This is a genomic window from Pseudomonas sp. NFACC13-1, from assembly GCF_900104425.1.
Classification (GTDB): Bacteria; Pseudomonadota; Gammaproteobacteria; order Pseudomonadales; family Pseudomonadaceae; genus Aquipseudomonas; species Aquipseudomonas fluorescens_AA.
In genome coordinates, this window is record NZ_FMXV01000010.1 from 130,904 (window position 1) to 155,345 (window position 24,442).

The window sequence follows — 24,442 nt, forward strand, 5'->3', positions numbered from 1 at the left end:
ATCAGGCGGGCTGTTCCTGCCGTTTGCACTCATCGAGGGGGCAACTGCTGCAATAGCCGACGCCGGGAAGGCGGTAGCGAATGCAGCAGATGCGCCTCAGGCGCTGCGGCTCGTCTTCGCCGACATCCTGGTAATGCACGGGGGCGAACAACGGATTGCGCTGACCATTGGGGCGCAGGCGGCTGGTCAGGATTTCTCTGGCCGGTGCGGTGCTGTCTGCGTTGGCGAGCGGGTGAAGATCGATCCGGCTGGTGACGAACTCGAAGGTATTGCCGGCATTGCTCCAGAACAACCGGGGCGACGCCCGGGAGGCACTGACCAGGGTTTCGATGACGGGCTCCAGGTGGCCCTCGATCAGGGTATGGAATCGTTCGAAGGCCGTGCAGGGGGGCAAGGGGCGGCCCGCATGGGCCAGGTGCAACGCTTGTGGCCTGGCGTCATGGCCCAGTTGTATCCCCGTGTCGGCCAGGGCAAGCGGCAGATCGTATTGCTGGAGCAGATTGGCCGCCATCACCGGTGCCAGGAATGTGCTGAAGTACCATTTGGACCACAGCGAGACCAGGGCCAGGCGCTCATCGGTTTTGTACCGTGCCTGCAGGTCGTCGACGAACGCGTTGAAATGCCCGGGCTCGAAGAACCTGTCTCCCGGTACGTCCGTACGAGGATGGCTGCGCAGTTGCAGCTTTTCACCATGGTCGGCGAGCGGACCGGTGAACAGCGGGGCAAGGCTGGGGATCATCGACTCATCCGTGGACCGCGAATTGAGAGAGGTTATCGTTCAGAAGGGCTCGAAGTATAAACAGGGTATTGCCGCGATGCGACTGTTCGACGTCGAAATGAAATTTTGAGAAACAAGCATAAATTTTGAGATATTAATGAGAATCGATACTATTAGTATTGTATCGTAGGGTCCTTCCCGTCATACCCGTCAAGGAGCAAGCAATGAGTTTGGACAGTCCGGATACGCGCTTTCTGGTGGTCGTCAATGATCAAGAGCAGTACTCAATCTGGCCGGATTATCGAAGTGTGCCCAACGGCTGGCGCACGCTCGACGTGAGCGGCAGCAAGCAAGAGTGCCTGGACTATATCGATAAGGTCTGGACCGATATGCGCCCGCTAAGCTTGCGCCAGGCCATGCAGGAACAAGGACAGGGCTGATCGCCCGCGACAGAGTTTCTTCACCTCAGGGATTCAATATGGAAAGCGTCCAGCCCCGTCTACCCTCCAGCGCAACCTTCACGCTGGAACAGTTTCGTCAGCAAGCGCCGCGTGAACTGAATACCAACCCGTATCTGCAACGCCAGGCCGCCCGTGAGTCGAATGCCCGGTCTTATCCGCGGCGTATTCCATTGGCGCTGCAGGAAGCCCATGGCCTTTATGTCCGCGACACCCAGGGGCAACTGTTCATGGATTGCCTGGCGGGGGCGGGGACTCTGGCGTTGGGGCATAATCACCCGGTAGCCATTGCGGCCATGCGACAAACGCTCGACTCGGGCTTGCCCTTGCATACCCTGGATCTCACGACACCGGTCAAGGATCGTTTCGTCGAAGACCTGTTCAACGCGCTGCCGGAAAACTTTGCCCGTCATGCGCGCATCCAGTTTTGCGGTCCGACCGGTGCCGACGGCATCGAGGCGGCCTTGAAACTGGCCAGGACGGCCACCGGACGCAAACCGATCCTGTCGTTCTCTGGCGGCTATCACGGCATGACGCTGGGAACATTGAGCCTGATGGGCAACCTGGGGCCCAAACAGGCCCTGGGTTCGCTGATGGCTGACGTGCAGTTCCTGCCATTCCCTTATGACTACCGTTGCCCGTTCGGCATTGGCGGCGAAGCCGGGATCGATGCAGGCCTGCATTTTATCGAACAACTGCTCAGCGACCCGGAATCGGGCGTCTTGCCACCTGCGGCCGTGGTGGTCGAAATCGTACAGGGCGAGGGTGGGGTGATCCCGGCACCGATCCGGTGGCTTCAGGGCCTGCGCCAGTTGACGCGCAAGTTTGGCGTGGCGCTGATCGTCGATGAAGTACAGACCGGGCTGGGCCGTACCGGCAAACTGTTTGCATTCGAACATGCGGATATCGAGCCGGACATCCTCGTGCTCTCCAAGGCCATCGGCGGCGGCCTGCCGCTGGCCGTGATGGTGTACCGCGAAGAACTCGATACCTGGAAACCAGGCGCCCATGCCGGCACTTTCCGCGGCAATCAGATGGCGATGGCGGCGGGGGCTGCAACGTTGCGCCACATCATCGGCGAAGACTTGCCTGGGCACGCCGAGGTCATGGGGCAACGATTGATGGGGCATCTGCGTCGGCTGCAAAGCGATTATGCGTGCCTGGGTCAGGTCCGCGGCCGAGGATTGATGGTTGGGGTGGAGATCGTCAGCGATACGCCGAGCGATAACCGTGTACCGGCAGCGGACACGGCCCTGGCCCAGGCCATCCAGCGCCAATGCCTGCGCCTGGGTGTCATTCTGGAGCTTGGCGGGCGCCATGGAGCCGTTGTGCGTTTCCTGCCGCCGTTGATTATCCAGCCTGGAGAAGTCGACGTGTTGGTTGAACTCTTCCGCGTCGCTTTGGCCAATGCGCTGACAGAGGTCAAGGGAAGGGCGCTGCACATCGCGTAAAAACCTGGCAGTGACGCTTGAAACAATGCCCCGATTTATCGGGGCATTGTTTTTTGGGCGCGCTCGGCGGCGGGAGTGAGGCGGTATTCAGCCGTAAACCTTCGGCATCCTTTGAGGATTCAGGGGGGTCAGCGGCAAGATCAGGCCCGTCAAGGACTGAGTAGAGCTGGCCGATGGCACTTCGCAGGCTTTCTCCTGATTCGATGCAACGAATGTCGCGTGGTGGCCTCCTATGAAAAAGAGCGGCGCTTCGGTTGGAGAGGGGCGACTGCGGTTTTTTCCATGACGGAGGTGATTGTGTCCATGACGGCAGCCGAGAAAAATCATGTCGACTGGCTGGTCGAACAATCGATGCTCAATGCTGCGAGGAAGCGCGCCAAGCTCTACTCGGGCCAGGGACGGATGTGGCAGCAGCCCTATGCGCATACTCGGCCTCGCGACGCCTCGGCATTGGCTTCGGTGTGGTTCACCGCGTATCCGGCCTCCATCGTTACCCGCGAAAATGGCACTGTGCTTGAAGCGCTGGGGGATGAAACCTTATGGCATGCGCTGTCGAGAATCGGTATCCAGGGCATTCACAATGGCCCTTTGAAAAGGTCCGGTGGCCTTTCGGGCAGTGACTACACCCCTACGATTGACGGCAATTTTGACCGCATCGGTTTCGACATCGACCCGCAGTTGGGCACCGAGGCGCAATTGCAAGCGTTGACCCGAATGGCCGCCGCGCACAATGCGGTCGTCATCGAGGATGTCATCCCGTCTCATACCGGCAAAGGTGCGGATTTTCGTTTGGCCGAGATGGCGTATGAAGATTATCCGGGCCTCTACCACATGGTGGAAATCCGCGAGGAGGATTGGCCGCTGCTGCCCGACATTGCCGAGGGGCGCGATGCGCAGAACCTCACCCCGCAGCAGGTCGACGTTCTGCGAGACAAGCATTACATCGTCGGACAGTTGCAACGGGTGATCTTCTTCGAACCAGGCGTCAAGGAAACCGATTGGAGTGCGACCCCTGTGGTGATGGGCGTTGACGGCAAGCCGCGCCGTTGGGTCTATCTGCATTACTTCAAGGAAGGGCAACCTTCGCTGAACTGGCTGGACCCGACCTTTGCCGCTCAACAGATGATCATTGGGGACGCACTGCATGCCATCGATGTCTCGGGGGCGAAAATCCTGCGTCTGGACGCCAACGGATTTCTCGGCGTCGAGCGCAAGCTCGAAGGTACCGCCTGGTCCGAAAGCCATCCGCTATCGATCACTGCAAACCAGTTGCTCGCTGGAGCGATTCGCAAGGCCGGCGGCTTCAGTTTCCAGGAACTGAACCTGACCGTAGACGATATCGCCGCCATGTCCCACGGAGGGGCGGATCTCTCCTACGACTTCATCACCCGACCCGCCTACCAGCACGCCTTGCTGATGGGCGATGCCGAATTCCTGCGCTTGATGCTGCGGCAGATGCACACCCTTGGCATCGATCCGGGCTCGCTGATCCATGCGTTGCAGAATCATGATGAGTTGACCCTGGAGTTGGTGCACTTCTGGACCCTGCACGCCCACGATACTTACCTCTATCAGGGCCAGACCTTTCCCGGCAGCATCCTGCGCGAGCACATCCGCGAGCAGATGTACGAGCGCCTCACTGGAGAGCATGCGCCCTACAATCTGAAATTCGTCACCAACGGCGTGTCCTGCACCACCGCGAGCATCATCACGGCGGCGTTGGGGATTCGCGATCTCGAGGCCATTACGACGGCGGATATCCAGCAGATTCGCCAGGTTCATCTGCTGTTGGTGATGTACAACGCCATGCAACCTGGCGTGTTCGCATTGTCTGGCTGGGACCTGGTCGGCGCGTTGCCATTGCCGGCCGAACAGGTCGAGCATCTGATGGGCGACGGCGACACACGCTGGATTCATCGCGGTGCCTACGATCTGGTGGACCTCAACCCTGACGCGGCATTGTCGGCCGGCCAGATGCCGCGTCCGAAGACCCTGTACGGCAGCTTGCCAAGCCAGTTGAAAGATCCGGATTCGTTCGTCTCGCAGTTGCGCAAGATCCTCGCTGCGCGCCGTGCCTATGACATCGCCGCCAGTCGCCAGATACTGATTCCGGACGTCGAGCATCCGGGGCTGCTGATCATGGTTCACGAATTGCCGGCTGGCAAAGGTACGCAAATCACCGCGCTGAACTTCGGTTCGACGCCGATCACTGAAACCCTGCACCTGCCCAATATCGCACCGGGGCCGGTGGTCGACATCATCAATGAACGGGTCGAAGGCGACCTTACGCCCGAGGGCGAATTCACCATTACGCTGGATGCGTTCGAAGGGTTGGCGCTGCGGGTGGTGAGCAGCTCACCGATGATCTAGGGCTTGGGAAAGCGAGGTGGTTGATTGCTCAACCACCTCACGGTGTTTCAAACACTAAAGACACTCTTGTTTCAATGCCGTGCCGGTTTTGCGCTCATCACGTTGTTGGGTTGTGACGACTTTGGGTGCGCGCATCAACAACGGACCAAAGGTCGCCAGGATAGCGAGCATGATCAGCGGGAAAAACATCAGCGTGCTCAAACCGAAGTTGCTGACGATGACGGTGATGGCGGCGGGGCCCATAAGCATGCCGGAGAAGCCGATGCAGTTGACGATGCCGATATTGCGGCCTGCATGTTTCGGGTCCCTGCGCCCCGCGGCGGAAATCATCAGGGGGGCGATGCAAGACAGGCCAAGGCCGAACAATGCGAAACCGACGATGCCGGTCAAGGCGGTGCCCCCGACGATGGTGATGATCATGCCAAGGACGCACACTGCGCCGCATCCGAACACCACGCGTGCGTTACCAAACGCTGCGGCCAATCGATCACCGAAAAGCCGTCCGACGAACGCCGCGCCGACAAAGATGGAGACTGCCATGCCGGCCATCGAGGTGGTCGTCGAGAGCTCACGACGAATGTACTCCTGACCCCAGTCGGCAATCGCATTTTCCCCCATCATGCTGCCCAGCAGCAGGACGCCCAGGCCAATCATCACCAGCAGCGTTCTGGTCGATGGTCGCTTGCCAGCCTCGTCAGGCAGGTGTGCGCTGGCTTGCCAATCGGTGGGTGACGGCAGCGGGACGTCATCTTTGCCGAGCAACCATCGACTGAAAAAACAGCCTACGATGAACAGCGCTACGCCAAGCACGGTGTAGGGTACTTGCACGCTGTCGGTGTAGATGCCGGTCAACCAGCTGCACACCATCCCCAACAGAAAACCGCCCAGCGAATAGAACGCATGGAAGGCTGACATGATTGAGCGCTGGTAGAAGCGTTCGACTTGAACACCATGGGCGTTCAATGCGGTGTCCAGTGCTCCGCGCAGGAGCCCAAGGACCACGCCGAAGCACAGCGCGAACCAGAAACCGCTGACGAACCCCAGCGGGATGATGGAGAGCGGGTAGGCGAGTGCGCACACCGTAATGACCGGTCTTGCACCGAAGTTGTCCAGAAAACGGCCCACCCATAACGCGCCTGCCGCGGAGCCCACCCCGACCCCGAGTGCGATCAAGCCGAAGTTCGAATCCCCAGACTCGCCGGTAAAACCCAGCTGCGCCCTGAAAACGCTCACGCCCGTCGACCAGATGTACATCATGGCGCCGATCATCATGAAACCCAGGAACGTCGCGATGCGCGCCTTGCGGATTCGAATGGGTACGGGTGTTTTTTGAAGGTTGTTCATCAGGCTGCATCGCCCCTTTTGTTTTTGTGGTGTGCGTGTGCTTGGAATGAGGTTTGAGTTATACGTATAACTCCTAGAAAATATCTTCGCCTGTGAGCGTCTTGTCAACTTAATTTAGATGCATGGCCGCTCTCCAGGCTGAATGCTCCAAATTTGTGCGCGGCGAAGAAGCTTGCTTTGTGATAAGGCATTCGCCTCTATGCATGATTTAGGTTATACGTATAACTTTGTTTCCAAAATAAAGAGGTTTCCATGTCGTCTCAGGAATGGGAAGTGCAGTGCGCCACCCCGGATATGGCGGTTTATCGACTGACGTTCCTCATGTCGGGCCTGTGCATGGGCGCCTGGGCGCCGCTGGTTCCCTATGCTCGCACTCGGGCCGGGGTCGATGACGGTGCGCTGGGATTGCTGTTGCTTTGCCTCGGCCTGGGCTCACTGGTGATGATGCCTCTTGCGGGTGTCCTGAACGCGAGGAAGGGCTGCCGCTTTACCATGCACATCGGCATCGCATTGGTATTGCTGACCTTGCCGATGCTGGCGACGACTCATTCATTCGCCGGCTTGATGGCCGCCTTGATCGTGTTCGGCGCTGGGTGTGGCGCGGTGGATGTGACGATGAACGTTCAAGGGGTGATGGTCGAGCGTGCCACCGGCCGGTCGCTGATGTCCGGTTTCCATGGCTTGTTCAGCCTGGGTACGATTGTCAGTGCCGCAGGCATGACTGCACTGTTATGGCTCGGCGCTACGCCATTGCTGGCGAGCAGCGCGGTGATGGCGGCATTGGTCGCCTTTGTCTTGACTGCAGGCCGTCAGATGCTGGGGCGAAGCGGTGAGGAGGGCAGTCCGATATTTGTGAGGCCTACCCGCAAGGTTTTGCTGCTGGGCACACTCTGCCTGCTCGCCTTTCTCGCTGAAGGAGCGATTCTCGATTGGAGCGCGGTGTTTCTCACCGAGGAACGCGGGGTTGAGCACTCCATTGCCGGCCTGGGGTACGCAACGTTTGCGGTGATGATGGCCTTGGGGCGCCTGAACGGAGATCGGATCGTGCTGAAGCTGGGTTCGCGGGTCGCGCTCATCGGGGGTGGCTTGATCGTCGTCCTGGGCTTTTTGATGGTGATACTGATCACAAACTGGTGGTTGAACCTGGTGGGGTTCGCGGTCATCGGTGCAGGGTTGGCAAACATCGCCCCGGTCTATCTGTCACTGGCCGGCGCGCAACGGGCCATGCCCGGCGAGTTGGCCATCGCTGCGGCAACCAGCCTTGGCTACCTCGGTATTCTGATGGGCCCTGCGGTCATCGGCTTTGTCGCGTACTCCACCAGCCTGTCCGTCGCACTGCTCGCTGTTGCCTCATCCATGATTGCGGTGATGATCAGTGCGACTCGACTGATACCGAAGGTTTGCACTCAACGGTTACACTGAGCTCATGTTTTCATAACCTCCCATGAGGTTTTCAAAAAATTGGGAAGCAAACGATGGCATCCGTTTCAATGAAAGATGTAGCACTGGCGGCGGGGGTGTCTCAGCCTGCGGTGTCCTACGCCTACAATCGTCCCTCCAAACTGTCGCAAGCGCAGCGCGAGCATATCCTCGAGGTCGCGGCGTCCCTAGGCTATCCAGGGCCCAACGTGCTGGGACGAAGCTTGCGCTCGGGCAAGATCGGCGCGATCGGATTGATGATGATGGACAAATTGTCCCTGGCGTTCGCCGACCCGTGCACCATTGCCCTGTTGCGGGGGATCAGTGAAGTCGGCGAGTTGGAAAATGTCGCATTGACGCTGTTTCCCCTTAACAACAATCGCCTCGTCGGGCGCGGGCAGGCAGAGAATCATGGCAGCCTTGCCCTGCGCGGCCTGGTGGATGGTCTGATTATCTCGACGCTGCCGGACGATCACCCGGCGGTATTGGCTGTGGTGAAACAGAACATTCCGTTCGTAGTGATCGATTCGCCCCTGGTGGAAGATTCTTTCTTCGTCGGGATCGACGATCGAGGCGCCGCCCAGACTCAGATGCAGCACCTGTTGGAACTGGGGCATCGCAAGATTGGCATCATCATCGACCGGCTCAATCCTGATGGCTACCGCGGGCCGATTGACCAGCAACGCTTCAAGAGTGCCAGCGAGCGCATTGTCAGGGAACGTCTGACCGGATATGTGGAAGCGGCGAGCGCGGCCGGCCTGGCATTTGAGGACCTGAGCATCATCGAAGCCGGCGGGCTGGATTCCACGTCCGGGCAAGCGGCAGCGTTTACGCTGTTGACCTCCAACGATGTCACGGCGGTCGTGGCTTGCTCGGACGTCATGGCCATCGCTTGCATGAAAACCGCACATGCGCTTAGTCGTAAAGTCCCGCAAACGCTTTCCGTGATCGGCTTCGATGATATTCCCGAGGCTGTTCAGCTTGGCTTGACCACCATTGGCCAGCCGATGGTGGAAAAGGGTCTGTATGCAGCACGGATGTTGACAGAGCAGCTGAATGCTCCGGCAGGCTCGCGACTCGAACCGGAACGGAAAATTTTTCCCACAAAACTCATTGTGCGGACTTCGACGCAACATTTGCAGCCGACCGATGCTTGAGCCGTTGTGACGTTGTGACAAGGCCGCGGTGTGGAAACACACCGCGGCTTTTTTTCAGGTTGGCTTGCCGCTCAACTCGGCAGGCGCTTGAAATGTGCTGCAACCCGCAGGGCGTTGGCGGCGATGGTCAGCGCCGGATTGACCGCCGCCGAAGACGGAAAGAATGAGCTGTCGACCACCCAGACGTTATCCAGGTCGTGCAGCTTGCAGTTCACATCCAGCACGCTTGAGGCGGGATCCTTGCCCATGACGGCGGTACCGCATTGGTGCGAGTTGGTGGCGATGCCCATGCGTGCCCTGAGAATCAACGGATAACCTGCCTGACGCATGACTTTACTGGTTTTGCTGACCAGGCCTTCATGGGCTTTGAGGTTGTTCGGCGTCCAGAGCACTTTGATCGCATCACGTTGCTTGTCGTAGATGACCCGGTTGTTCTGTGTCGGTAGATCTTCCGAGGTCAGGTACAAGTCGACGCTATGGTCCGTGATGTAGCGTGAGGCGAATTTTGGAAGCCATGGGCGCATGGCGCTGATCATCGGCTCGCGGATCTTCCCCAGCATCTGCACATTGCCAAGCGGATACGGATTTTGCGGACTGGCGCGGTACCAGTCGTTGAGGGCAAGGGTCTTTTGAAAGGTCACCTTGTTTTTGCGCCGCGGGTCTACTGCGAGCATGAACGTGCTGTTATGCACCATGTAGTTGCGACCCACTTGCCCCGAGCTATTGCCCAAGCCCTCAGGGTGATGCTCGTTCGCTGATTTGAGCAACAGGGCGGCGGTGTTCACCGCTCCGCACGCCAGGACGAATCGTTTCGCACGAAGTGTCACGTCGCGGCCACCGCTGAGCCCATGGGCCTCCGTTACCGTCCGACCGTCCGCGCCTGTTCTCAGTTGTTTGATCAGGGTACGGGTCAACAACTTGATGTTCGGGCTGCGCAGGGCCGGCCTCAAGGCGCTGACTTCAGCATCGGCCTTGGCGTCCACGAGGCAAGGATATCCATCGCAGGTCGAACACAATACACAATCACCGCCGTCGCCATAATCCACGGCCGCAGGCATCACGAACGGCTTGAGCCCTGAACGGCGCATGCTCTGCTCCAGTGGCACCAGCGCCGGGTCATGTTTGAGCGCAGGCTGGGGAAAAGGGGCCGAGCGCCAGGGGTCGCTGGGATCCGAGCCCGCCGAGCCGTGAACCCGATAGAGTTTTTCGGCTTCGGCGTACCAGGGTTCCAGGTCGGCGTAACGGAGGGGCCATGCCGGGGACACGCCTTCGGCATGCTGAATTTCGGCAAAATCCTCTTCACGGAACCGGGGCAGCATGGCGCCATAGAATTTGGTGTTGCCACCGACGTAATAAAAGACCCCGGGGGAAAAGGGTTGGTTGGATTTATCCAGCCACTGCTCGGCATTGCGATAGCGGCCTTCGGCGAACACCGATTCGGCGCTCCAGTTCTGTATTTCACGGGGCAGGAAATCTCCCCGTTCGACGATAACGATGTCCAGCCCGCTATCGCGCAGGGCATGGGCAAAGGTCGAACCGCCCATGCCCGAGCCAATGATCACTACGTCACAGTTGATATTGCCATCTGCATCAGGTGTCACCACGTCGAGGGCGCGCTGATGGCGCGGCGCCCCCGGTTGTGGATTCAGCTTTGCATGATGCGAAATCAATGCATCACTCATTTAAGCCGCTCCAGGTTTTACAGGTGTTGTTCGGAGTTCCGGATTTGCCAGTACTCGTCCTGACGTTCGTCGGTGATGTACTCAGGAATCGGGAAGTCCCACCAGCCTGGGACCCAAGGGCCTGCGGCGTCGCGATCGGTCGGGATTTCGATCAGCACCGGCACGTTCAGGTCCAGGGCTTCCTGAAGGGTCGGCTCGAGATCCTCAGGGCGCTCCACACGATAGGATTTCAGGCCGAAGGCTTCGCCGACGGCTTTGAAATCCGGGCTGTAGGGCGTGCCGTCCGGATGGTTGAACTCGGTGCCGATATGGCGGCTGGTTTGCTTGCGCTGGCCACCACGGATCGACATGTACCCGGCGTTGTTCTGGATCATGAACACAACAGGGATGTTGTTGGTCACGCAGATCGCAATTTCCTGGGAGGTCATCAGGAAATCGCCGTCGCCCAGGATGCATATAACCGGTTGGTTCGGCGCCGCCAGCTTGGCCCCGATAGCCGCCGGGACGGCCCAACCCATGGAAGAGAATCCGCCAGAGGTCAGGTGGGTGCGCGGGGTATAGACAGGAAAGGTCTGTTTGACTGCCCCTTGAGTGTTGCCGGACCCGACCACCACGATGGTGTCACGGGGGAAAACCTTGCGCAGCGCGCCCAACGGACGTTGAGAGGTAAACGGGAAACGGTCGGAGTCACGGCGGCCGGCCAGTTTGGTTTCCCATTCCTCTTGATAGCCGCGCAGGTCGCTCATGTACGCCTGGCGATCCACCGTCTGGCCTTTCAAGCCTTCCACGATATGGGCCAGCGCGTACTTGGCGTCGGCACAAATGCCCACGGTCACCGGGTAATTCTTGCCGATCTCGTGCGGGTCGATGTCGATGTGGATCAACTTCGATGGCGGAATTGCAAAGGTCACACCCTTGGCATAGCTGGAGGACGACCAGTCGGTAAAGCGGCAACCCACAGCGATAATGACATCGGCGGTGGAGGCCACTTTGTTGCCGCACATCGTGCCGGTTTGACCGACGCTGCCGGCGAACAGCGGATGATCCTCCGGGAAGCCGCTTTTACCGTTCCAGGTCGTGACCACGGGTATTTTCCAGGCTTCGGCCAGGGCAAGCACTTCGGCGCTTGCCTCCCCCGTGATGACGCCGCCGCCGATCACCAGCACCGGGCGTTTGCACGCTTTCAATTCCTCAACCGCGCGGGCCGTAGCCGCCGGGTCCGGGAAACACTTGCCGATGGGGGTGCGTTCTTCCAGGGTGTGCAGGGTCACGTCAGCCGCTTCGGCCTGAACGTCCATCGGTATTTCAAGATGAACCGGACCCGGGCGACCAGTGACCATCGCGCTCCAGGCACGGTGCATCATGAAGGGCAGCTCTTCGACGCGGGTGGCGACCCAGTGGCGCTTGGTGACAGCCTCAGCGATTTTGGGGAAGTCGTTGTCGGTGTAGCGTTCCAGCTCTTGCAACAAGCCATGGCCGCGCATGTGCGTGGGTGGCCCGCCGGTGATCAGCATCAGGCTAGTGGAGTCGGTGAAGGCCGTGGCCATGCCGATCACGGTGTTGGCGGCGCCGGCACCGATGGAAGTGACGGCGGCCATCGGCTTGCCAGACACCCGGTAGTAACCATCCGCGAGATGAACCGCACTCTGTTCGTGGAAGACCTGGATGAATTTGAGTTTCGAGTCTTCTTCGAGGAAAGCGTCGGTGAGTGTCCAGATCCCGTGGCCGGGGATGCCAGCGACATATTCGACGCCGTAGTTTTTCAGGGTTTGGGCCACGATCTGGCTGCCGGTCAATTTAGTCATGACAGGACTCCTTGGGTTGATGAAAGTGCGGTGGATACGGTGGATTTACCGGTGTTTGCCGTGCGCCCACGGGTTGCCCAGTTCAGGCCCTGTTTAGTCAGGCGGCGGATGTTCGGGTCGGCCAGGTTGCTGGTGTCGTGTCCGATCGAGTGATAGAACACTCGGCCTTCGCCCCACTGACGAACCCAGGCGACCGGGCTGCGATTGCCCTTGATCCAGGGGAATGGGTTGCCGTCGAACGTGGTTTCGGCCAGCACATGAATGTTCGGGTCAACCTGCATGTAGTACTGCTCGGACCGAACCTCGAAATCCTCGACGCCCTGCGTGACCTCATGGGTGCGATCAATGATGTTGACCTGGTAAGGATGGGGAAACCCTTCGCCCATCGGGTGCTCAAGAAACGAGCCGCCCAGTACCCAGTGGTACTTGAGGCTGGCGCGAAATGCCGCGCCGGCGCCGTGCCAACCCACCAGCCCGGTGCCGCTTTCGATCGCTTCGAGCAGGCGGTTCTCCTGTGAAGCGGTCAGCGTTTCCGTGGTGACCGCATTGTTCCAGCCGATCACGATCAGGTCGTAACCGGTCAAGTCCCTGTCCAATGTGAAGATGTCGGTCGACTCTTCAACGTCGAAATCCAGCTCCTGGAAAACGGTCCGTGCCCATGCCGCGATTTCGTAGGGGAAATGGCCGGGCCAGCCACCGTACAGATACAAGACTCGACTCACGGTTGATCACCTCTTTAGGTTGGGTGTGATTATTAAGTTATACGTATAACCGCTTATTTAAGCTATCACTCAAAACCGAGGTGTCAATGCCTGGATCGATTTTTTAATGGTGAAGCCTAATGATTGCTTACAGCTGAGGCGGTTAACGTCGATTCGGCAAAGCTTGAGAGGGATTTCAGTCAGGGAGCTTTTTATGAAAGGAGGTTATACGAATAACGCTTTGGTCGTGCCAGAGCGGTCAGCGCTTGCACGAGTGCTTCAGCATTGCGTCTGTCCTGCGTCAGATCGCGTCATCAATCGGTAGGCTGCGAAATTGCCCGGGGCAGGGGGGTAGGAAAAGATGGACGTCAGTGCGAGTGCATGCCGCGTGCATCAAGAACTACCTGGAGCAAATTGATGATTCGTTATCTGAAAAAAAGTAAGCCTGTCGAAGCTCAAGCCGAGATCGCTGCCCAAGTCCGCCATACGGTCGAGCAGATCATTGCCAATGTCGCCAAGAACGGGGACGTCGCCGTTCGGGAATACTCGAAGCAGTTCGATAAGTGGGATCCGGTCTCTTTCCGTCTGAGCGATGAAGAAATCGCCGCGTGTGTGGCAAGTCTGTCGGAGCAGGAAATCGGTGACATTACCTTTGCCCAGGCGCAAGTCCGCCGCTTTGCCGAAGTGCAAAAAGCCTCGATGCATGATGTGGAAGTCGAAACCCTGCCGGGCGTGATCCTGGGCCATCGCAATATTCCGGTGAACTCCGTGGCCTGCTACATCCCCGGTGGGAAATACCCGCTACTGGCGTCGGCGCACATGAGCGTGCTGACCGCCAAGGTGGCGGGGGTGAAACGCGTGGTCGCCGCGGCGCCGCCGTTTGACGGCAAGCCGCATCCGGCCATCGTGACGGCCATGTACCTGGCGGGTGCGGATGAGATTTATTGCGTTGGTGGTGTACAAGCGATCGCTGCGTTTGCACTGGGAACCGACACCTTCAAGCCGGTCGACATGATCGTCGGGCCAGGCAATGCGTTTGTGGCAGAAGCCAAGCGTCAACTGTTCGGTAAGATCGGTATCGACTTGATCGCCGGCCCGACCGAAACCCTGGTGATTGCCGATGACAGCAGCGACGTGGAAATCATTGCCGCCGACTTGCTCGGCCAGGCTGAACATGGCGTCAACTCCCCAGCCGTATTCTTGACCAACAGCCCGGAATTGGCAGAAACCCTGCCGGCGGAAATCGAGCGTCAGTTAGCCATTTTGCCCACCGCCCCAGTCGCCTCGGTCGCCTGGCGTGACTATGGCGAAATCATTCTCTGCGACACCGTGGACGAGATGGTCCAGGAGGCCGATCGGATTGCTTCCGAACACGTGCAAGTCATGACCCGCGACCCGCTCTATTTCCTTGAACACATGACCAACTACGGCGCGCTGTTCCTCGGAGAGCGGACCAACGTCTCCTATGGCGACAAGGTGATCGGCACCAACCACACGCTGCCTACCACCGGCACTGCGCGCTACACCGGCGGACTGTGGGTGGGCAAGTTCATTAAGACCTGCACTTATCAACGTGTCCTGACGGATGAAGCCTCGGTGCTGGTCGGTGAGTACTGCTCGCGCTTGTGCGGTATGGAAGGCTTCGCCGGGCACAAGGAACAGGCCGATATCCGCATTCGTCGTTACAAGAAATCCGCCTGAAGGCGGCCAGTCAATTGTTGCACTTGGCGAGGGGGCAGCGAGGAAAGGGTCGTTTCTCGGTGCTGCTGGTCACGCTTACTGTCTTTCCAAGTGTTTTCAGGCTCCCCATTCGGGGAGCTTTTTTTTGAGCCGTGGAAAAACGCTTGTTCCAGGCTTGAATCAGAGGAGGGGTGCGATGGGTAGCTTATCGATCAAAACGAGAATTACGCTGGCCGCCGGTGGGTGTCTGTTTGCGATGGTGCTCTGTCTGGTGGGGTTTTCGATCCATCAGATGCGCGATACCTCGACCATGGTCAGTGAGTCCAGCACTGAGTCGTTGTCTCTGGCGTCCATGCGGTACCTGGAGGCGACGGGGGCTTTGCAGGCCAGTGGTATCGAGCAGCGGTTTCGTAGCAGCATGATGTTCACCCGTTCCATGGCGACCCAGATTGTCATGATGCGCCGCCAGGCCCGTCAAAACGGCTTGGCGCCGATGCAACTGCGTGGCGATCTGTACCGGCTGATTCGCGCCCAGGTCGCGACTACCCCGGAGATACTCGGGGTAGGCGTCTCATTCGAGCCCAATGCACTGGACGGTGCCGACGCGAGCGCTATCAACGGTGCCGACTTCTCCGGCAATGCCGTTGGCCGCTTCGGAGTGTACGTGTCTTCGATGCAAAACTTCATTCTCGAAGAAAAGGAAATGCAGGATGACGGTGATCCCGCAAAAGAATGGTGGAACTGTCCGAAGAAAACCCGTAAGGCTTGCCTGATCGAGCCGTATTCGTTCTTGCTGAACGATGTACCCACCCTGACTTCCAGCATCGCGATACCGTTGATGGACGGTGGAAAATTCATCGGCGTGGTCAGTATCGATTTGCCGTTGAGCAGCTTGCAAAACATTGCGCAAAAAGCCAGTGCATCGCTCTTCGAGGGGCAAGGGCAATTGACCTTTGTCAGCGCTGGCGGTGCTGTCATGGGCCGGAGCGGCGATCCCGCCTCGTTGGGGAAAACCATCAAGGATATTTTTCCGCAACAGGCGGCGGATATGTTCGAGGGGGCGAAGTCGGGCAAAGTCCTGGCAATCGATAGGGCAGGTGACACTCGCGTCATGCTTGTCGTGCCATTTTCACCCATCCCCAATTCGAGCCATTGGATGACCGTCATCGAAGTGCCGCGCGCCACATTGATGGCCTCGGTTGCGGCGTTGCAGCAAGTGCTGGAGCAATCGAATCGGACGTCGGTGATGGTGCAAGTGGCCACCGGGTTCGGCGTCACCGTGGCGGGGATATTGCTGATGGGGTGGTTGGCGGTGAGTGTCACCCGGCCCATCCGCCGGGTGTCCGCGATGCTGGAAAATATCGCCAACGGTGAGGGTGATCTGACCCAGCGACTGAGCGCCGAGCGCCGCGATGAAATGGGCGTGCTGGTGGGTGGGTTCAATCGCTTCCTCGATAAGCTGCAGCCCATCATTGCCCAAGTCAGCCAGAGCGTCTTGGACACGCGTTCCACCGCCGACCAGGCGTCTTCGATTGCCACCCGGACCAGCAGCGGTATGCAGCAGCAACTGCTGGAAGTCGAGCAAGTCGCGACGGCCGCTCATGAAATGAGCGCGACCTCCCAAGAGGTGGCGCGAAGTGCGTCCATGGCGGCAACCGCCGCGCGAAATGGCGATGCCGCTGTGCGCTCTTGCAAAAGCACCATCGAGACCGCTGCGCATTCCATCCAGTCGCTGGCTGCGCACATGAGCGGCGCCATGAACGGGGTCCGCCAACTCGCCGACAGCAGTGAGGAAATTGGCAGTGTGCTTGATGTGATCCGCACCATTGCCCAGCAAACCAATCTGTTGGCGCTGAATGCCGCGATCGAGGCGGCAAGGGCTGGAGAGACCGGGCGAGGCTTTGCCGTGGTGGCCGATGAGGTTCGCCATCTGGCCCAGCGCACCCAGGACTCTGTGAGTGAAATCCAGGGTGTCATCGAGAGCCTACAGGGCGGCACACGCGAAGTGGTGAACGCCATGCAGAGCCAGCATCGCCAGGCCAATGCCAGTGCCGAGCAAGCCCTGGAGGCTGTCGACGCGTTGGCCAATGTCAGCCAAAGCATTGAGATCATGACGGGCATGAACCTGCAAATTGCCAGTGCGGCCGAAGAGCAGAGCGCAGTGTCCGAAGAGGTGAACCGTAACGTTTCGGCCATCAGGGATGTAACGGGTGAGTTGGTGGGGCAAGCGGATCGATCGGCCCGGATCAGCCACGCCTTGAACGATCTTGCGAACCAGCAACAGAGGCTGATGAACAACTTCAAGGTCTAGAGAAACTGAAGGCGCTGCGATTACTGATCAAAAAAACGCCGGATCATGCGCTTGCTCAAAAGCGCACGATCCAGCGTTGACGTTACGGTCGAACCCGGTGCTCAGAATGGCAAGGGTCGCTTTTTTGCACCATCGCCCGTCAGGCTGGAATCACCACGAAGCTGTCTGGTTTGCAGGTGAGCGCGACCTCGGCTCCGGGTGGCAGGGCATGGCTGCCTGGGGTGGGCAGTTGCTGGCACTTGAGGTCGAGGGTGCCGCCGGCAACCGCCACGCGGTAAATCACGCGGTTACCGATGAACGATGTGTCTTTGACTTTTCCGGCGAATGCTCCGTCGGCCAACGGAGCGCCTTGAGCGGCTTCAAGGCCGATGGTTTCAGGACGGATCGACACGTTGACCGGCCCGGCACCCAGGCTGTTGCTGGCCGTGTGCGCGTAGCGACCGAAGGGTAGATCGACATAGCCGCTGTGGGTGTCGCCCAACCCGTAGGTGCCGGCGACGATGTTGGTGTCACCGAAAAATTTCGCGGCGAACAATGTGCGTGGCGACCAATACATCTCTTGTGGCCCACCGATCTGCTCGATGCCGCCTTTGTTCAGCAGCACGACACGGTCGGACAGGATCATCGCCTCGTCCTGGTCGTGGGTCACATACACGAAGGTGGTCGATGTCTCCTCGTGGATTCGCTTGATCTCGTTAAGCATGTGGTGGCGAATCTTCAAGTCCAGTGCCGCCAACGGCTCGTCGAGCAGCAACACGGCGGGACGGTTCACCAATGCCCGGGCCAGCGCGACGCGTTGTGCCTGGCCGCCACTGAGCTCGGAGATCCAGCGATTCTTGAAACCTTCCAGTTGAACCAGTTCGAGTGCCTTGGTCACTTCACGCTTGATCTCATCCTTGGGTTTTTTCTTCAGGCGCAGCCCGAAAGCCACGTTGTCGAAAACATCAAGGTGAGGAAACAGCGCGTACTTCTGGAACACCATGTTGACGGGGCGATGCTCAGGCGCCAGGGACGTGGAGTCCTTGCCATCTATCACGACTTTGCCGGTGGTGGGTTCTTCGAAGCCCGCGATGATGCGCATCAGTGTGGTCTTGCCGCAGCCGCTGGGGCCTAACAAGGTGAGGATTTCGTTGCGTTTTACGGTCAGGTCGACTTTGCCGAGGGCGGTCAGGTTGCCGTAGCTCTTGGAGATTCCGGTCAGTTCAATGCTATTGGTCATGGCGGTTACTCTGCAGTTTCAGCACGTTCAAGTTCGAGACGACGACGGCGCAGGGTCATGACCAGGCCGGCGGTGACGATGATGGCGATGGTCACGACCAGCATGAATACCGAGGCGGCATTGATGGTGGGGCTGACGGCGCGGCGCATCATCGAAAGAATCATGAGTGGCAGCGTGGTATCGCTGCCGGTGACGAACACGGTGATCAGGAATTCGTCCATCGAAAGCGCGACCGCGAGGATCGCGGCGCCCGCAATGGTCGGCCCGATGATGGGCAGCGTCACCAGCCAGAACGCCTTGAGGGGGCTGGCGCCCAGGTCTCGCGCCGCTTCCTCGAACGACAGATCGAAGTACTCCAGGCGTGAACGCACGGACTCGACGAAGAACGGGAAAGTGAACAGCGTATGGCCGATCACGACGGTCAGCAGCGAGCGGGGCAAGCCGATCAACGAGAAGAAAATCACCAGCGCGATTCCCAGGAACAAACCGGGAAGGGCGATTGGGGCGAAGTTCATGAAGGCAAAGGCGGTTTTGACCCGACCTTTCATGCGCATCAACGCCAGTGCCGAGAACGTGCCCAGCAGCGTGGTGAGCATGGCCGAACCCGCGGCGACGATCGCGCTATTGGTCAAGGCGGTCATGAAGTCCGAACTGCTGAATAGCGCCTCATACCATTGGGTGGAGAAGCCTTCGAACGGGAACGACAACGAGGCTGATGAATGAAAGCTGAACAACGCGATAATCGCGATGGGCGCGTAGAGGAAAAGCATGTAAACGTAAGTGAATAGTCTGATCATGGCGGTCACCTTGCATTTTTATTGGCGGTGTTCAGTCGTGGTAGCGTTTGCCCGGCGCCAGGTTGACGGCTCGCAACACGCCCAGCAGCAGCCCATACACCAACATGAAGACCACCAGCAGCAGGTACGCCATCGCCGCTCCCAGCGGCCAGTTGCCGACCGAGCGGAACTGGTTGGCGATCACCAGGCCGGTGGTCATGGCGTCCCTGCCGCCCAGCATCTGGGGGGTGACGTAATCACTGGCCGCGAGGACGAAGGTGAACATGAACGAACTGACGATGCTCTTGTGCGCCATGGGCATGATCACTCGCCACAAGATAGTCGCGCCGCCGGCGCCCAGGTCCGCGGCGGCTTCCAGGTAGTCCTTCTTGATATCGCGCAGGCCCGATACCAGCAGCAGAAGGGTGAAGGGCAGCATGATATGGACCAGGGTCAACACCACCGAAAACTTGCTGAACACCAGCCAGTCCAGGGGGGTATCGATCAGTCCGAGGTGCAACAGCGTGGAATTGATCACGCCGTTGGTGCCCAGGATCGAGCGCCATGCGTAGACCCGCACCAGATAGCTGGAGAACCACGAGATCAGGGCCAGGTACAGCACGGCGTTGGAGCGCGTCCGATAAACAATGTAATAGGCGACCGGGGCACTGATGACCGTTGACAGCACCGCTGTCCAAAAACCGTTTTGCAGGGCGATCCACAACGAATCGTAGAACCCGCTGGCACGGAGGGCTTTCGCATAGTTGGCCAGCGTTGCGGCGGGCTCCATGCTGAAGGGCTTGGCGGTCCAGAAACTCGCGACGAGCAGCAGCGCCGATGGAATCAGGAAGAACACCACCAGGAAGCACATCGGGGGTGAGGCGAGCAGATATCCAGCCAGGATTTTCTTGTCGATTTTTACCGGCTTACCCGCCTTCGAATCCCTGGCATCGAGGAGGATGGGCTCGCTGTTGTTGACTACGTTCATGATGAGTGTGCCTTTGCTTTTTTTTCGATAACAAGAGCGTCCTGGCGAGCGCATACACGCTAGACGAGTGCTCTTCTGAACCTCTTGCGAACGGTGCCGACAGGCCACGAAGCGCCATCGAACTGGGAAGAGCGTGTTCGCAAACACGCACTTCGGGTAAGCGTCCGTTCAAGCAGGTCTTTGAGGAGGACGAATTGATCCCAGCCCTAGAACGAGCCTTTGAAATTCGCCCACTGATCGATCCATTCGGCATACGTCACATACTTATCGGAGCTCAGGGGTGGTTGGCCGTAGAGTTTCGATTTCTCGAAAAAGCTGTCCAGATTCGCGTAGTCAAAGGTGTTTCGAAGGTCTGTCGGAAGCAGTGGCACGGCTTTGGTGTTGACCACGCCGGAGAACATGGTGGTCGCCATTTTGGCCTGGGTTTGCGCTTCGAGCGTCTTGTTGATGAACTCCAGTGCCAGCGGTACATCCTTGGCCGTTTTCGGGATGAACAGCGCATCGCACCAAAGGGCCGCGCCTTCTTTGGGGACCGACAAAGCGCTTTCCACACCACGCTTTTTGGTCTCGCTCGGCGTGTTGGCTGACGCTGAGAACACCGCATCCACTTCGCCTGATACCAGCAGAGAAACCGCGTCTCCCGAAGAGGCGGCAAAAACCCGGCATTGATCACGGTACGGCTTGAGTTTCTCGAAGGCGTCGTCGAACTCGGCGCGCGTCAGGTTGGGGAATTTGTCGCCGTAGCCGGCAATGATCGCGATGAGCGACCAGTTCGATGTCCCGTCATCGACGAAGGTCAGCTTGCCCTTCAATTTCGGGTCCAGCAGGTCCTTGTATTCAGTCGGTTTCTTGACCGCTTTCGGGTTGTAGATGATGGTGTTCATGCCCCACAGCAGGGGCACGCCCCATTGCTTGCCATCCCAGTACCAGCGGCTGCCTTTGTAGAACAACGGGACGGTATTTTCCGCCGAGTAGTTGGGGATCCTCGAGGTGTCGATCTCCTTGAGCAACCCCATTTCCTGATAGATGGTCTCGTAGCCCAACGCGTACATGGTCAAGTCAAGCTGCACGGGATCGGAGCCGGCCAAGCGGGCCGTAATGTCGTCCTGGTTGCTGGCATAGCTGGAACGGACGGTAATGCCACGCTGCTTGCGCCATTCGGCCAGTTCGGCGTCACCGGTTTCACCTTCCCAGCCAAGGATCTCCAGGTGCCCACCCGCAGCGGCGGCAAATGCGCCGGGCATGAAGGAGCCTATGTACAACCCTGCGGCGGAGGCGGCAGCCCCTAGCAAAAATGTGCGGCGCTTCAGGCTGATCGAATCCAAATCGATGCCGGTGAGTCCATAACCCGTCTCTGTGTCTTTTTTCATTTCGAGTTCCTGCCTAGGTGGTTTTTGTGAAAACGATTGGCGACTTGCAGTGGCTCTGGCCCGGCTGGTTTTCCGGGCAGAACGTCTTGTTTGCAGTCAGGTTGATCGGCAGTGTTATGGCCAGCATTGTTTCCATGAGCTGGGGAGGTTGGCGGTGCTGGAATGCGCGTTGAGAACATCGCGCACCGGGTCTCCACTGGTCCGATTGACTCTTCCTTGGCTGGGCTGCGCCGCTTTACTGCAGTTGCAGGTAAAGACTCGAAGCGGCGCGCCCAGCGCTTGATAGGCTCGGCTTGTTGTTTTCATGGATCGAGTATTGGCCTGGCAGGGAGGGCACTCAATTTCGCAGCATCTATAAAAGCGACGCACTATGACGCATCGAAGTGACCTGATCGGCGCAGCTGACGCGCCATGACACTCGTGCTTCTTGAGCTGGCGAGGGATGCGGGGCATCTGCGTCAACGTGCGTCTCTTTTGCCCTCGGTGCGAAATTGAGCGGTGCCAGGTGTGGGCGAATACTCCCGTGGCGATCCTGAAAAGGGCGGAGGTGCATTCGCCCTTCACGCCTGCGCTTGATTGATTGGAGTGTCTTGTGAAACTCACGGGTGGGCAGATTGTTGCGAAAGCGCTGAAAGCGAACGGTGTCGACTATGTGGCCGGCATACCGGGTGACGGCTCATGGTCCCTGGTAGAAGCGCTGCTGACAGCCGGCACGGATATTCCTTTCATCCAAATTATGCTGGAGCAAAGCGGCGTTCATCTGGCTGACGGTTATTTTCGCGCCTGCGGCCGGCCTATGGCTGTTTTGCTTGCTGGCCCGCTGGGCATTTCCAAAGCGCTGGGTGCAATCGCGGATGCGGCGGCGCAATCATCTGCCATGTTGCTTATCAGTGCAGACGACGCCGAGTGGGACGATGACCGGCTGGCAGCTACCGCCGGTGGCGTCATGAAAGAATACCGGCGCGTCTCGCAGATTGAACAACTGCCGCAGGCCCTGCGTCAGTCCTTCGATACGATGTTCAGCGGACGCGTCGGTCCGACCAGTCTGGATATTCCGGCGGCCGTCCAGAATGTCTCCATTGATGTCAGCCTGGCACCGGCCACTTTGCGCCCCAGCGGCGACGTGCCACGAGCAGGTTCACGGCTGAAAACAGTCGCTTTGCGTCAGGGACCAGCGGCGAGCAGGGTTGACGACAGCGCCAGTGGCGTCCTGCCCTTGACGGCCCACAGGTCTTTGGCTGCATTGCGCTCGATCCTGGAAAAGGAAGCCATCCTGGTGGTCGGTGCCGGGTCCCTTCGGGCCATCGCCCGCCAGGTGTTTCCCCTCTACCATCCGGGCATCCGCCTGTGCGCCGCCAATGCCGGCGCACAGGGCTGGGCGGTGCCCGCGGCCATTGGCGCGAAGCTCGCCATGCCGGCGCGCCAAGTGGTGTGCACCGTGGGCGGGGGGGATTTCTTGCAGTCGATGCAGGAAATGGCCGTGTGCGTGATGCACAGCATTCCCGTGGTATTCCTGGTGCTCAACAACAGTAGCCAGGTATCAGTGAGTCACGTGCAAACTCCTGCGCTCGAGCAGCACCGTACCGGTGAGTTCAACCTGCCGGACGGCAAACCCTATTCGCCCGACTTCGCCGGTATTGCCAGGAATTTTGGCCTTGATGCCTGGCGAGTGGAGCACGCCTCGCAACTCGATTCGACGTTTATCAAGGCGCTCAATAGCAAAGGACCGTCGTTGGTGGAGGTGATGATTGCACGGGATTCACGTGCGAATAACGACGCATGCGGGAACCATGGCTGACCTGTTGCAGGACGGCCTCACATCAAATCTTCTGGAGAGGGATCACGCGATGGGTATTTTGGACTGGAAGCACTGGGTCGTCATTTTGGTGGTGGTTGTGCTGGTCTTCGGCACTAAAAAACTGAAGAACCTGGGGGCCGATGTTGGCGAATCAATCAAGGGGTTTCGCAAAGCCATGAATGACGATGAAGAGCCCGCGCCAGCCCCCCTGCATCAGGCTGATGCTGCGGATGCACGCAGAACCGTCGATGGGCAGCCTCGTCAGGTCTGAAATTGACGAGGTGATTGTCCCGCCGCCTCAGTCCTGGCCGCCCCACACGATGGTAGCGTTGTCACCGGTCATGTATTCGCGCACTTCCAGCGGCAGCGACTGATCGCTGGGCAGCACGACGGTTGCATTGCGCAAGTGGTGCTTGCGAATCTTGCCTTTGTCCACGAGCCCCAGTGCCATGCGAGTGGAGAAGGGTTGGCGGAATGAGGATGACGCCACCCCGGTGACCAGGCCGAACAGGAAGCGGATCGGTCGGCGATGCTGCGGTGTCAGAATGGAAAACGTCATCTCATTACGCTGCTTGCCTTCGAAGTCCACCAGGAACAGGCGGTCGCCGAGAAGCAGGCAAAAACCGTGATATGTGAACGAGTAGCCGATCTTTCCGCTGCCATCGAGCAAGGGGAAGCGTTCTACCGTGACGTACTGGACCATGGAGTCGGCGCGATACAGGCAAGTGACTGAACGCAGGATTCTTCCCTTGTAGATCGAAGAGTTGTGGTAGCGGTAATAGACGCCCAGATAGTCTTCAAGCAAGTCGGCGGACTGTTTTGCCAATGGCAGGAAATGATTGAATTGCGCCGAGGCACGCAAGGCCGTCGGCAATTCGTTTTCATACCCCTCGTAGAGTTTCTTGAACTCCGCAGGTGGCCGGAAAAGATCTTCGGCTTCCATCATGAAGTAACGGCTGATCTTCTGAAGAATCTTTTGGGAAGGTATGTGCTGGCCCACCAGATACTTGTTGAACTGCTGGCGATTGACATCGACCTTGCGACACATGTCCGCGACCGACCGGCAGGACTCCACCAATGTGCTGAGATTTTTTTGCACGTTTGCCTGTAAGTCGCTACGAACCTGCTGTCGCTCGGGGTGCGAGGTGGCGGCAGTTAAAGACATGGGGGGCGTGTCTCCTCGGCTGGGCATCGT

Annotated in this window: 18 protein-coding genes and 2 pseudogenes; 10 read left to right on the forward strand and 10 right to left on the reverse strand. The window is 59.0% G+C overall.

What is annotated here, in order from left to right:
• Position 1: 1 nt before the first annotated feature.
• Positions 2-739 carry a siderophore-iron reductase FhuF gene (gene fhuF / locus BLQ55_RS14885; RefSeq protein WP_092254749.1) on the reverse strand — a complete coding sequence of 246 codons (738 nt, stop codon included), beginning with the start codon at positions 737-739 and terminating at the stop codon, positions 2-4.
• Positions 740-942: 203 nt separating this feature from the next.
• Here fhuF and BLQ55_RS14890 point away from each other — a divergent pair, with 203 nt between their 5' ends.
• The 3 genes from BLQ55_RS14890 (at position 943) to treS (ending at position 4,997) form a co-directional block, all read left to right on the forward strand.
• On the forward strand, positions 943-1,158 hold the full coding sequence (locus BLQ55_RS14890) for an MbtH family protein (protein WP_092202994.1): 216 nt from the start codon (positions 943-945) through the stop codon (positions 1,156-1,158).
• A 38-nt stretch (positions 1,159-1,196) separates the two neighbouring features.
• The gene (locus BLQ55_RS14895; RefSeq protein ID WP_092254752.1) at positions 1,197-2,627 is read left to right on the forward strand and encodes a diaminobutyrate--2-oxoglutarate transaminase; all 1,431 of its coding nucleotides are present in this window, start codon (positions 1,197-1,199) and stop codon (positions 2,625-2,627) included.
• A 303-nt stretch (positions 2,628-2,930) separates the two neighbouring features.
• Complete coding sequence (gene treS / locus BLQ55_RS14900) at positions 2,931-4,997, forward strand: maltose alpha-D-glucosyltransferase (protein ID WP_092254864.1); 2,067 nt, start codon at positions 2,931-2,933, stop codon at positions 4,995-4,997.
• A 54-nt stretch (positions 4,998-5,051) separates the two neighbouring features.
• Here treS and BLQ55_RS14905 read toward each other — a convergent pair whose 3' ends face one another.
• Positions 5,052-6,341 carry an MFS transporter gene (locus BLQ55_RS14905; RefSeq protein WP_092254755.1) on the reverse strand — a complete coding sequence of 430 codons (1,290 nt, stop codon included), beginning with the start codon at positions 6,339-6,341 and terminating at the stop codon, positions 5,052-5,054.
• Between the two features lie 252 nt (positions 6,342-6,593).
• Here BLQ55_RS14905 and BLQ55_RS14910 point away from each other — a divergent pair, with 252 nt between their 5' ends.
• Complete coding sequence (locus BLQ55_RS14910) at positions 6,594-7,763, forward strand: MFS transporter (RefSeq protein WP_176814219.1); 1,170 nt, start codon at positions 6,594-6,596, stop codon at positions 7,761-7,763.
• A gap of 53 nt (positions 7,764-7,816) precedes the next feature.
• A complete protein-coding gene (locus BLQ55_RS14915) occupies positions 7,817-8,917 on the forward strand; it encodes a LacI family DNA-binding transcriptional regulator (RefSeq protein ID WP_092254758.1) in 1,101 nt (366 codons plus the stop codon).
• A gap of 71 nt (positions 8,918-8,988) precedes the next feature.
• On the opposite strand, the gene BLQ55_RS14920 is transcribed toward BLQ55_RS14915, so the two are convergent.
• From BLQ55_RS14920 to BLQ55_RS14930, 3 genes are read right to left on the reverse strand one after another with little or no spacing between them, the layout of a single operon-like run.
• Positions 8,989-10,599 carry a GMC oxidoreductase gene (locus tag BLQ55_RS14920; RefSeq protein WP_092254761.1) on the reverse strand — a complete coding sequence of 537 codons (1,611 nt, stop codon included), beginning with the start codon at positions 10,597-10,599 and terminating at the stop codon, positions 8,989-8,991.
• 17 nt (positions 10,600-10,616) lie between these two features.
• A complete protein-coding gene (locus tag BLQ55_RS14925) occupies positions 10,617-12,404 on the reverse strand; it encodes a thiamine pyrophosphate-binding protein (protein WP_092254764.1) in 1,788 nt (595 codons plus the stop codon).
• Entirely contained in the window at positions 12,401-13,126 is a 726-nt protein-coding gene (locus BLQ55_RS14930; protein WP_092254767.1) for a ThuA domain-containing protein, read from the reverse strand. The genes BLQ55_RS14925 and BLQ55_RS14930 overlap by 4 nt, the downstream gene beginning before the upstream one ends.
• Positions 13,127-13,522: 396 nt before the next feature.
• Here BLQ55_RS14930 and hisD point away from each other — a divergent pair, with 396 nt between their 5' ends.
• The 3 genes and pseudogenes from hisD to BLQ55_RS32870 form a co-directional block, all read left to right on the forward strand.
• On the forward strand, positions 13,523-14,806 hold the full coding sequence (hisD, locus tag BLQ55_RS14935) for a histidinol dehydrogenase (RefSeq protein ID WP_092254769.1): 1,284 nt from the start codon (positions 13,523-13,525) through the stop codon (positions 14,804-14,806).
• A 472-nt stretch (positions 14,807-15,278) separates the two neighbouring features.
• Positions 15,279-16,238 (forward strand): annotated as a pseudogene (locus tag BLQ55_RS32865) (HAMP domain-containing protein); the annotation flags it as partial.
• Positions 16,239-16,553: 315 nt separating this feature from the next.
• Positions 16,554-17,096, forward strand: a pseudogene (locus BLQ55_RS32870) (methyl-accepting chemotaxis protein); the annotation flags it as partial.
• 139 nt (positions 17,097-17,235) lie between these two features.
• On the opposite strand, the gene BLQ55_RS14945 reads toward BLQ55_RS32870, so the two are convergent.
• The 4 genes from BLQ55_RS14945 to BLQ55_RS14960 form a co-directional block, all read right to left on the reverse strand.
• A complete protein-coding gene (locus tag BLQ55_RS14945; RefSeq protein WP_092254775.1) occupies positions 17,236-18,315 on the reverse strand; it encodes an ABC transporter ATP-binding protein in 1,080 nt (359 codons plus the stop codon).
• 5 nt (positions 18,316-18,320) lie between these two features.
• Positions 18,321-19,112: an ABC transporter permease gene (locus BLQ55_RS14950; RefSeq protein WP_092254778.1), complete on the reverse strand. Its 792-nt coding sequence runs from the start codon at positions 19,110-19,112 to the stop codon at positions 18,321-18,323.
• A 31-nt stretch (positions 19,113-19,143) separates the two neighbouring features.
• Entirely contained in the window at positions 19,144-20,079 is a 936-nt protein-coding gene (locus BLQ55_RS14955; protein WP_092254781.1) for an ABC transporter permease, read from the reverse strand.
• A 206-nt stretch (positions 20,080-20,285) separates the two neighbouring features.
• Positions 20,286-21,449 carry an ABC transporter substrate-binding protein gene (locus tag BLQ55_RS14960; RefSeq protein WP_092254784.1) on the reverse strand — a complete coding sequence of 388 codons (1,164 nt, stop codon included), beginning with the start codon at positions 21,447-21,449 and terminating at the stop codon, positions 20,286-20,288.
• 592 nt (positions 21,450-22,041) lie between these two features.
• Here BLQ55_RS14960 and BLQ55_RS14965 point away from each other — a divergent pair.
• On the forward strand, positions 22,042-23,247 hold the full coding sequence (locus BLQ55_RS14965) for a thiamine pyrophosphate-dependent enzyme (RefSeq protein WP_092254787.1): 1,206 nt from the start codon (positions 22,042-22,044) through the stop codon (positions 23,245-23,247).
• A gap of 49 nt (positions 23,248-23,296) precedes the next feature.
• Positions 23,297-23,518, forward strand: coding sequence for a twin-arginine translocase TatA/TatE family subunit (locus BLQ55_RS14970; RefSeq protein ID WP_092254870.1), 222 nt, complete (start codon positions 23,297-23,299; stop codon positions 23,516-23,518).
• 27 nt (positions 23,519-23,545) lie between these two features.
• Here the strand turns inward: BLQ55_RS14970 and BLQ55_RS14975 are convergent, their stop codons facing one another.
• On the reverse strand, positions 23,546-24,412 hold the full coding sequence (locus BLQ55_RS14975; protein ID WP_092254790.1) for a helix-turn-helix domain-containing protein: 867 nt from the start codon (positions 24,410-24,412) through the stop codon (positions 23,546-23,548).
• Positions 24,413-24,442: the final 30 nt, after the last annotated feature.

Coding starts and splice junctions, on each gene's coding strand:
- BLQ55_RS14975 (WP_092254790.1), bottom strand. CDS start 24,412: ATGTCTTTAACTGCCGCCACCTCGCACCCCGAGCGACAGCAGGTTCGT.
- BLQ55_RS14905 (WP_092254755.1), bottom strand. CDS start 6,341: ATGAACAACCTTCAAAAAACACCCGTACCCATTCGAATCCGCAAGGCG.
- BLQ55_RS14910 (WP_176814219.1), top strand. CDS start 6,594: ATGTCGTCTCAGGAATGGGAAGTGCAGTGCGCCACCCCGGATATGGCG.
- BLQ55_RS14945 (WP_092254775.1), bottom strand. CDS start 18,315: ATGACCAATAGCATTGAACTGACCGGAATCTCCAAGAGCTACGGCAAC.
- BLQ55_RS14970 (WP_092254870.1), top strand. CDS start 23,297: ATGGGTATTTTGGACTGGAAGCACTGGGTCGTCATTTTGGTGGTGGTT.
- BLQ55_RS14955 (WP_092254781.1), bottom strand. CDS start 20,079: ATGAACGTAGTCAACAACAGCGAGCCCATCCTCCTCGATGCCAGGGAT.
- BLQ55_RS14895 (WP_092254752.1), top strand. CDS start 1,197: ATGGAAAGCGTCCAGCCCCGTCTACCCTCCAGCGCAACCTTCACGCTG.
- BLQ55_RS14915 (WP_092254758.1), top strand. CDS start 7,817: ATGGCATCCGTTTCAATGAAAGATGTAGCACTGGCGGCGGGGGTGTCT.
- BLQ55_RS14960 (WP_092254784.1), bottom strand. CDS start 21,449: ATGAAAAAAGACACAGAGACGGGTTATGGACTCACCGGCATCGATTTG.
- treS (WP_092254864.1), top strand. CDS start 2,931: ATGACGGCAGCCGAGAAAAATCATGTCGACTGGCTGGTCGAACAATCG.
- hisD (WP_092254769.1), top strand. CDS start 13,523: ATGATTCGTTATCTGAAAAAAAGTAAGCCTGTCGAAGCTCAAGCCGAG.
- BLQ55_RS14925 (WP_092254764.1), bottom strand. CDS start 12,404: ATGACTAAATTGACCGGCAGCCAGATCGTGGCCCAAACCCTGAAAAAC.
- BLQ55_RS14890 (WP_092202994.1), top strand. CDS start 943: ATGAGTTTGGACAGTCCGGATACGCGCTTTCTGGTGGTCGTCAATGAT.
- fhuF (WP_092254749.1), bottom strand. CDS start 739: ATGATCCCCAGCCTTGCCCCGCTGTTCACCGGTCCGCTCGCCGACCAT.
- BLQ55_RS14920 (WP_092254761.1), bottom strand. CDS start 10,599: ATGAGTGATGCATTGATTTCGCATCATGCAAAGCTGAATCCACAACCG.
- BLQ55_RS14950 (WP_092254778.1), bottom strand. CDS start 19,112: ATGATCAGACTATTCACTTACGTTTACATGCTTTTCCTCTACGCGCCC.